At 35.5% G+C, this 1,028-nt stretch carries 1 protein-coding gene; it reads right to left on the bottom strand.

The window, feature by feature from the left end:
• On the bottom strand, nt 1–582 hold a 582-nt coding region (locus J5224_RS29820; RefSeq protein ID WP_264628671.1), incomplete at its 3' end, for an MCP four helix bundle domain-containing protein.
• Between the last annotated feature and the right edge of the window lie 446 nt (nt 583–1,028).

The following is a 1,028-nucleotide window of genomic DNA, read 5'->3' as shown; positions in this document are numbered from 1 at the left end:
CCAGTACAAGGCTTTGGTAATATAATCCTTGGTGATTTGCTTTGCGGTATCCACATAGGCTTCTTGTAATTCGGTAAACTCAGTAAGTTTACTAAAATAAATGCCTTGAATGTTGGCTATTTCACCAAAGACTAACGCTGTTGCCTGGTCATCCCTATCTTCCATGGCATAGTTAACGGCTTTATTAATATGGATGCTGTATTCTTTTCTAATCTCAGCGAGTTGATTAAATAAATCCCTGCCTTCCTTAGTGTTGATGGTTACATCAAGTTTTTTATATATATCACTCGCGGTGTTGGTGGTTTTGGCGATAATATCTTTGAGGTTTTGTTTTTCTTTCGTCTGCTGTTCTGGAAGTAGAATAATGTCACGCAGAGTGCGTATATTGGTGTTAAGGATATCCTGGATGTCACGTAACATATCCACCTTCATCATCCGATCCTCAGTGATCTCTTCAAGTTCAATTTCAATGTTCTTTATGAAGAAATAACTGAGTGAGGATAATGAGAGCGTTAATATGATTAACACGCCAAACCCTGAAAAAAGCCGATTACCAATGCTCATATTTTTAAAAAAATTCATGCCAATTCCATCTGTTCTATTTATTTAATAACGTGTTTTCCTACGATGATTATCTGACAGATTACCCATAAATTCCTTGCGAGGTGGATAATGTTTCATTTAATTACAATAGGTTCCCTGGATGTTCGCAAATTCCTGATTACCGATGCATGTAGCAAGACACTAGTATAAGAAATCTGTTTGGCTATAAGCCGGAAAACATTTTTTCCATCTAAGATGAATACGGTTTTGAACCACTTATCACCTTACTGCATTTAGCTATATGTTAATTTAATGTTGATTTTTGCGCTTGTTGACATTATCCAGATATCAAAGCGAAGCACGGAGTGTTGTATAGTCTCACGCTATTATAAACACAAGATCGATCGAAAAAAAACGATCGTTAAACCGTTTAATTTTTCTTATTCGATCGGTTTTTTCTATCAAGAAAATAAAAATGAATCGAT

This window comes from Candidatus Symbiopectobacterium sp. NZEC135 (assembly GCF_025962695.1).
This window is presented reverse-complemented; position numbering and strand designations above follow the sequence as displayed.